Annotated in this window: 8 protein-coding genes; 6 read left to right on the forward strand and 2 right to left on the reverse strand. The window is 64.3% G+C overall.

What is annotated here, in order from left to right:
• Nucleotides 1–5 precede the first annotated feature (5 nt).
• Nucleotides 6–944 carry a tyrosine recombinase XerC gene (locus AC1DYO_RS30790; RefSeq protein WP_477268265.1) on the reverse strand — a complete coding sequence of 313 codons (939 nt, stop codon included), beginning with the start codon at nt 942–944 and terminating at the stop codon, nt 6–8.
• A 118-nt stretch (nt 945–1,062) separates the two neighbouring features.
• Here AC1DYO_RS30790 and rimM point away from each other — a divergent pair, with 118 nt between their 5' ends.
• Both rimM and trmD read left to right on the forward strand, forming a co-directional pair.
• Nucleotides 1,063–1,662, forward strand: coding sequence for a ribosome maturation factor RimM (gene rimM, locus AC1DYO_RS30795; RefSeq protein WP_477268267.1), 600 nt, complete (start codon nt 1,063–1,065; stop codon nt 1,660–1,662).
• Entirely contained in the window at nt 1,659–2,357 is a 699-nt protein-coding gene (gene trmD / locus AC1DYO_RS30800) for a tRNA (guanosine(37)-N1)-methyltransferase TrmD (protein ID WP_477268269.1), read from the forward strand. Before rimM ends, trmD begins: the two co-directional genes overlap by 4 nt.
• On the opposite strand, the gene AC1DYO_RS30805 is transcribed toward trmD, so the two are convergent.
• Complete coding sequence (locus AC1DYO_RS30805) at nt 2,339–3,091, reverse strand: sulfite exporter TauE/SafE family protein (RefSeq protein ID WP_477268277.1); 753 nt, start codon at nt 3,089–3,091, stop codon at nt 2,339–2,341. The genes trmD and AC1DYO_RS30805 overlap by 19 nt on opposite strands.
• Before the next feature lie 342 nt (nt 3,092–3,433).
• Here AC1DYO_RS30805 and rplS point away from each other — a divergent pair, with 342 nt between their 5' ends.
• From rplS to AC1DYO_RS30825, 4 genes are all read left to right on the forward strand, one after another.
• The gene (gene rplS, locus AC1DYO_RS30810) at nt 3,434–3,985 is read left to right on the forward strand and encodes a 50S ribosomal protein L19 (protein WP_142867183.1); all 552 of its coding nucleotides are present in this window, start codon (nt 3,434–3,436) and stop codon (nt 3,983–3,985) included.
• A 155-nt stretch (nt 3,986–4,140) separates the two neighbouring features.
• Nucleotides 4,141–4,569, forward strand: coding sequence for an organic hydroperoxide resistance protein (locus AC1DYO_RS30815; RefSeq protein ID WP_477268271.1), 429 nt, complete (start codon nt 4,141–4,143; stop codon nt 4,567–4,569).
• A complete protein-coding gene (locus AC1DYO_RS30820; RefSeq protein WP_477268273.1) occupies nt 4,566–5,063 on the forward strand; it encodes a MarR family winged helix-turn-helix transcriptional regulator in 498 nt (165 codons plus the stop codon). Before AC1DYO_RS30815 ends, AC1DYO_RS30820 begins: the two co-directional genes overlap by 4 nt.
• 238 nt (nt 5,064–5,301) lie before the next feature.
• Nucleotides 5,302–6,102: a transporter substrate-binding domain-containing protein gene (locus AC1DYO_RS30825; protein WP_477268275.1), complete on the forward strand. Its 801-nt coding sequence runs from the start codon at nt 5,302–5,304 to the stop codon at nt 6,100–6,102.
• Nucleotides 6,103–6,418: the final 316 nt, after the last annotated feature.

Raw genomic sequence — 6,418 nt, forward strand, 5'->3', positions numbered from 1 at the left:
AGGGTTCACGCCCTTGGATGGGCGGACTCATAGATTTCGAGCAGCCTTGCCGTGTCGACGCCGGTGTAGACCTGCGTCGTCGACAGGCTGGCATGGCCGAGCAGTTCCTGAATGGTGCGCAGGTCACCGCCGCGTCCGAGCAGATGGGTGGCGAAGGAGTGGCGCAGCGCATGCGGGGTGGCGGTGTCGGGGAGATTCAGCGCCGAGCGCAGTTTGGCCATGTCGCGCTGGACGATGGCGGGGTTAAGGGGGCCGCCACGAGCGCCGCGAAACAGCAGGCCCTTGGGATCGAGATGGTAGGGGCACAGCTTTCGGTACTCGGCGATGGCCCTCAGCGCCACCGGCAGCACCGGCACCAGCCGCGTCTTGCCGCCCTTGCCGGTGACGCGCAGCACGGTGTCGGCCTCCGAGGCCAGATCGGCGGCGCTGAGGCCAAGCGCCTCGGAGATACGCAGACCGGAGCCATAGAGCAGTGTCAGCACGGCGGCGTTGCGGGCGGCGATCCAGGGTTCCTCCGCCAACTGGCCTTCCACCGATACAACGTGTTTTGCGTCGCTGGCGGTCAGCGGCTTGGGCAGCGATTTCGGCTGGCGTGGGGCGCGCAGCGCTGCTGCACCCGCGGCGTTGGCGAGGCCGCGCCGTTCGAGGAAGCGCAGCAGCGAGCGAATGCCCGCCAACCCACGACCAAGTGTGCGGGCGCCGGCGCCGGCATTGCGCCGAGCGGCGAGAAAACCGCGCAGATCGGCCGGGCGCAGGGTGGCAATATCGGCGATGCCGGGAGAGCCGCCGCAATGGCCGGTCAGGAAATGAAGAAATTGGCGCGTGTCGCGCTCATAGGCTTCGACCGTCGCCAGAGACAGCCGGCGTTCGCGCGCCAGCATCTTCAGCCAGCTCTCGCGGGCTGCCTGGAGGTCGGGTTTTGCCGGGATGAGAAATTCCTGCATGCGGCCATTGTCAGACAGCCGGGTTAGGAAGCGGTGAAGAACCTGTCATTGAAATGGCCACGGGCGATCATTGAAATGACGCCGGGAGGGCGTTAGAGCAGGGCAAAGGACATCAGCCATGAGCAAGCCCCAAAACCCCGTCCAGATGGCCGTGATCGGCGCCGCCCACGGCATCAAGGGCGAATTGCGGGTGAAGACCTTCACCGGCGAGCCGCTGGCGCTGGCTGATTATGGGCCGCTCTACGCCAAGGACGGCCGCGCCTTCCAGATCATCGATATAAGGCCCGCCAACACAGTCGTCGTGGTACGCTTCAAAGGGGTGAGCGACCGCAATGCCGCCGAGGCGCTGGCTGGCACGGAACTGTTCGTCGACCGCTCGATGCTACCGGACGATGGCGAGGAGGACGAGTTCTACCATGCCGACCTCGTCGGGCTCGAGGTTCGCGACGATAAGGACGCCGTCATCGGCAAGGTCGTCGCCGTACATAATTTCGGCGGCGGCGACATTCTCGACGTCACGCTTGGCGGGCGCAAAGGCGTGCTGATCCCGTTCACCCAGGCCGCCGTGCCGCAGGTGGCGGTTGCCGAGGGTTTTGTCCGCGTCGATCCGGCGGCCGCCGGTCTGATCGAGGACGAGGATGGCGAGGCGCCGCGCGAAGAGAACTTCGACGCAAAGGGCCGGCCGCGCGGGCCGCGCGACGCCGGGGGTAACCGGTGACATTCAAGGCCTCGGTGCTGACGCTCTATCCCGAGATGTTTCCGGGCGGGCTCGGCGTGTCGCTGGCCGGGCGGGCGCTCGAGGCGGGCACATGGTCGCTGGAGGCGGTCCAGATCCGCAACTTCGCCGAGGATCGCCACCACACGGTCGACGACACGCCGGCCGGCGGCGGCGCCGGCATGGTGATGCGCGCCGATGTGCTGGCCAAGGCGATCGACCATACCTCGCCGGCAGGCGATCCGCGGCCAAAACTGCTGATGAGCCCGCGCGGAAAGCCGCTGACGCAGGCGCGTGTGCGCGAACTGGCTGCCGGGCCGGGCGCGGTCATCGTCTGCGGCCGCTTCGAAGGCGTCGACCAGCGGCTGATCGAAGCGCGTGGACTGGAAGAAGTCTCCATCGGCGATTTCATTCTCTCTGGCGGCGAGCCGGCAGCCCTTGTGCTGCTCGACGCCGTGGTGCGGCTGTTGCCCGGCGTCATGGGCAATGCGGTGTCGGGCGAGGAAGAAAGCTTTGAGCACGGCCTGCTCGAGCATCCGCATTACACGCGGCCGCAGGAGTTCGAGGGCAGGCCGATCCCCGACGTGCTGGTGTCCGGCAACCACAAGAAGATCGCCGCCTGGCGCCGTGCGGAGTCCGAGAAGCTGACCAGGGAGAGGCGGCCGGATTTGCTCGCCGCTCAGCCCTTGGTGAAATAATAAAACGCCAGAAACAGGCCGACAGCGACGACGAAGCCGCGTACCGCGTTTTGCGGCACGCGTTTGGCGATCCATACACCGGCATAGCCGCCGAGTGCGCCGCCGGGAATCATGACGATCGCCTGCGGCCAGGCGACGACGCCGCCGGAGACGAAGACGACGATCGCCACCGCCGCGATGACCACGGCCAGCATGTTCTTCAGCGCATTCAGCCGGTGGTAGTCGCCGGCCTGGGTCAGGCCGAGCGTCGCCAGCATCATCACGCCCATGCCGGCGCCGAAGAAGCCGCCATAGACGGCGGTGAGAAACTGCGCCAGCGACCCGGCGAGCGAGCCGACCGCGGCCTCGTGTCCCGGCTTGGGCGCCGGCTTCAGCCACGGTCCGGCGGCGAAGAGTGCTGTCGCGGCGAGCAGCAGCCACGGCACCATGACGCGGAAGGATGGGTTGGACAGCGCCAGAAGGATGAAGGCGCCGGCCAAAGCGCCGGCCGCCGAGATCAGGCAGAGCAGCAGCGCGCCGCGCCAGAAATGCTTGATGTCGGTCCAGTAGGCGAGCGTCGAGGTGATGTAGCCCGGGAACTGCGTCACCGATGAGGTGGCGTTGGCGACGATCGGTGGCACGCCGACCAGCGACATGGCGCCAAAGGTAATGAAGGTGCCGCCGCCGGCGACCGCATTGCATGCGCCGGACAGAAAGCCTGCCGCAAACAGCAGGACCGCGTCGAGAACGGACATGTCGAAAATCGTCATGAGAATGGCGCCGGACAACAATGCTTCATCCGGCTTAGGAAGCTTGCGGGGCCGGCGCAACCCCGTACTGGACGATTGCGTGGTAGCATCCGACCAAAAAAGACAGGGCCAAGGCGTGACAAGTGAGTGAAATAGCTGTATGTGCCCGCCCGTACTGGCGAGAAAAATCTCCCAGACCCGTCAACAATGACGGTGTAGTCGCCCCTGCCCAATGTCCTGAAGACAAGATGTCTCGGGGGACAAAGGGCATAGCCGAGCGGTCAATGGAACTGCAAGGCGAGTGTCGGACGCTCTGACTGTCGGAAGAACAAGAAGTGGATACTCAAGATGGATATCATCCGTCAGCTCGAGGCCGAACAGGCCGCCAAGATCGAAGCCAAGCGCAAGCTTCCCGAGTTTCAGCCCGGCGACACCGTGCGCGTCCAGGTCCGCGTGACCGAAGGCACCCGCACCCGCGTCCAGGCCTATGAGGGCGTCGTCATCGCCCGCTCCGGCGCCGGCTTCCAGGAAAATTTCACCGTCCGCAAGATCTCCTATGGCGAAGGCGTCGAACGCGTTTTCCCGGTCTTCTCGCCGATGGTCGAAGGCGTCGAGATCGTTCGCCGCGGCAAGGTGCGCCGCGCCAAGCTCTATTATTTGCGCGATCGTCGCGGCAAGTCGGCCCGTATTTCGGAAAACACCGGCGTGCGCGCCCGCAAGCTGAACGATGAGGAGCGCGACGCGCTGAACGCCGAGAAGGCCCGCATCGAGGCCGAGAAGGTCGCCGCCGCCCAGGCGCTGGCAGCCGAGACGGCCGCCAAGGAAGCCGCCGAAAAGAAGGCCGCCGACGAAGCTGAGGCAGCAGCCAAGGCCGCCGCGGAAGCGACTCCGGCCGAGTAAGATCTCGACCAAGGATTTTGAAAAGGCGGCTTCGGTCGCCTTTTTCGTTTCACCAGACTGTGAACGATTGCCGGCCGAGAAATTCGGCAGCGGCTGTTGACTGCATGTTATCTTGTGTACTAAATAATCGTGCACAAATAAATTGGAGAACTGACATGGCACTCTACACCACACAGGCTCGCGTCACCGGCGGCCGCGCCGGCCATGGCGAGACCAGCGACGGCCTGCTGAAGGTCGACCTCGCTCTGCCGAAGGAACTCGGCGGGCAGGGTGGCGCCACCAATCCCGAGCAGCTTTTCGCGGTCGGCTATGCCGCCTGCTTCGAAAGCGCCATCCGCTTCGTTGCGCGCAAGCAGAAGCTGCCGCTGACCGATGCGTCGGTGACCTCCACCGTCAGCCTGCTTCCCAATGGCGAGGGTTTCAAACTCGGCGTCGCGCTCGCCGCGGAGACGAAAGGCCTTGATCAGGCGGCGGCGGAAGCGCTTGTATCGGCGGCGCATCAGATTTGCCCGTATTCCAATGCGATCAAGGGCAATATCGAGGTTGAGCTTTCGACAGTGGCGCTTCCGGCAAAGGCAGCATGACGACCAAGACCCAAACGAGAGCCACAGAAGTCCCGGCGGACACCGCCGGGACGATTGCCGTTCCGCGCCTAGACCAGCAGCTCTGCTTCGCGCTCTATTCGGCGAGCGGGCTGATGACAAAACTCTACCGGCCGCTGCTCGACCCGCTCGGCCTCACCTATCCGCAATATCTGGCGATGCTGGCGCTGTGGCAGCATGCGCCGAGCACTGTCGGCGAACTCGGCGAAGCGCTGGGGCTGGATTCGGCGACGCTGACGCCGCTGCTCAAGCGGCTCGAAGCAGGCGGTCTGGTCACCCGGCGGCGGGATCCGGCCGACGAGCGCCGCGTAATGGTCGAACCGACGGCACAAGGCCAGGCGCTGCGCGCGCGCATCAAGGATGTGTCCGCAGGCCTTGCCTGCGCCATGCCGCTCGAGGTCGAGGAGCTGAAATCGCTGCACCGGACCTTGACCGGGTTTGTCGCCAAGTTGCGTGACGCAACGTCAACATCCTGACCCGTCGTTTGACGGTTTCCCTTCTGTCCGGGAGCGGCCTAGTTTGCCGTCGCGGGATCACGGAATAAATGCCGACCGCGAGGCGTTCTAAAACCGCGCCGGTTGAAGGCATTGGAATCCGCTTTCACCGGGCGCTGAGCACCGGACCAGCTTGCAAGCCGCCTACGGACGGCTAAAGTCGCGCCTGGATTTTCATGTGAGCCCGGCTGCAAGCGGGCTTCTCATCCTGGAGTGTATCATGACCAAATCGAAACTGCTGCTGGCCGCCCTCGCGGCCTGTTTGCTCGCGCCCGTCGCTGCATGGGCGGCTGATGCGCTGCCCGATCTCGGCGGCAAGAAGGTGGTGGTGGTGACGGAAAACGCCTATCCGCCGCTGCAGTTCATCGACGCCAAGACCGGCAAGCAGATCGGCTGGGAATATGACGCGATGGACGAGATCGCCAAGCGGCTGAACTTCAAGGTCGAGTACCAGAACACCTCCTGGGATGCGATGATCCAGGCGGTTTCCGACAACCAGTACAACATCGGCATGACCGGCATCACCATCAAGGACGACCGCAAGGAGAAGGTCGATTTCTCCGACCCCTATATGCGTTCGGAACAATTCATGCTGGTGCGCGGCGACGAGAACCGCTTCACCGACGCTAAGACCTTTGGCGCCTTCAAGGACGGGCTGATCGGCGCGCAGGCCGGTACGACGCCGTTCTACACCGCTGTCTACAGCGTGCTCGACGGTAACGAGCAGAACCCGCGTATCAAATTGTTCGAAACCTTCGGCGCCACCGTGCAGGCTCTCAAGTCCGGCGACGTCGATGTCGTCTTGACGGATGGCACCGCCGGCAAGGGCTATGTCGACGCCTCCGAAGGCAAGCTGAAGCTGATCGGCGGCCCGCTCGGCACCGAGGATTTCGGCTTCATCTTCCCGAAGGGCTCGGACTTGGTGAAACCGGTCAACGCCGCGATCGCGGCGCTGAAGGCCGACGGGACGATCGAGGCGCTGAACAAGAAGTGGTTTCTTGATTACAAGATGGGGCAGTAGGCCATCTTGGTGCGAGCGTGGGGTGATGCGCAGGAATTGGCGCGGACTCTGCGCTTGAACACCCCCCTCTGCCCTGCCGGGCATCTCCCCCTCAAGGGGGGAGATTGGATGTCACATTGGCTTTCGCCAATCTCCAACGTCACGGAGTGGGCAGCAGCGCCTGAGCTGCTAATCTCCCCCCTTGAGGGCAGGGCTATCGCATATGAATAAAGAGCTCATAGAAGAAATCTTTGCTCCAGTTTGCCCGTCGCATTTTGCTGGCGATAGGTTTGTCGAGTGGATGAGCCGTCAAGATGTTTTGCGCGAGCCTGCGGAT

This window comes from Mesorhizobium sp. P2_F5 (genome assembly GCF_056403715.1).

Excerpts from the sequence above, each read along its gene's own strand:
- AC1DYO_RS30790 (WP_477268265.1), bottom strand. The coding sequence starts at position 944 with ATGCAGGAATTTCTCATCCCGGCAAAACCCGACCTCCAGGCAGCCCGC.
- rimM (WP_477268267.1), top strand. The coding sequence starts at position 1,063 with ATGAGCAAGCCCCAAAACCCCGTCCAGATGGCCGTGATCGGCGCCGCC.
- AC1DYO_RS30805 (WP_477268277.1), bottom strand. The coding sequence starts at position 3,091 with ATGTCCGTTCTCGACGCGGTCCTGCTGTTTGCGGCAGGCTTTCTGTCC.
- rplS (WP_142867183.1), top strand. The coding sequence starts at position 3,434 with ATGGATATCATCCGTCAGCTCGAGGCCGAACAGGCCGCCAAGATCGAA.
- AC1DYO_RS30815 (WP_477268271.1), top strand. The coding sequence starts at position 4,141 with ATGGCACTCTACACCACACAGGCTCGCGTCACCGGCGGCCGCGCCGGC.
- AC1DYO_RS30820 (WP_477268273.1), top strand. The coding sequence starts at position 4,566 with ATGACGACCAAGACCCAAACGAGAGCCACAGAAGTCCCGGCGGACACC.
- AC1DYO_RS30825 (WP_477268275.1), top strand. The coding sequence starts at position 5,302 with ATGACCAAATCGAAACTGCTGCTGGCCGCCCTCGCGGCCTGTTTGCTC.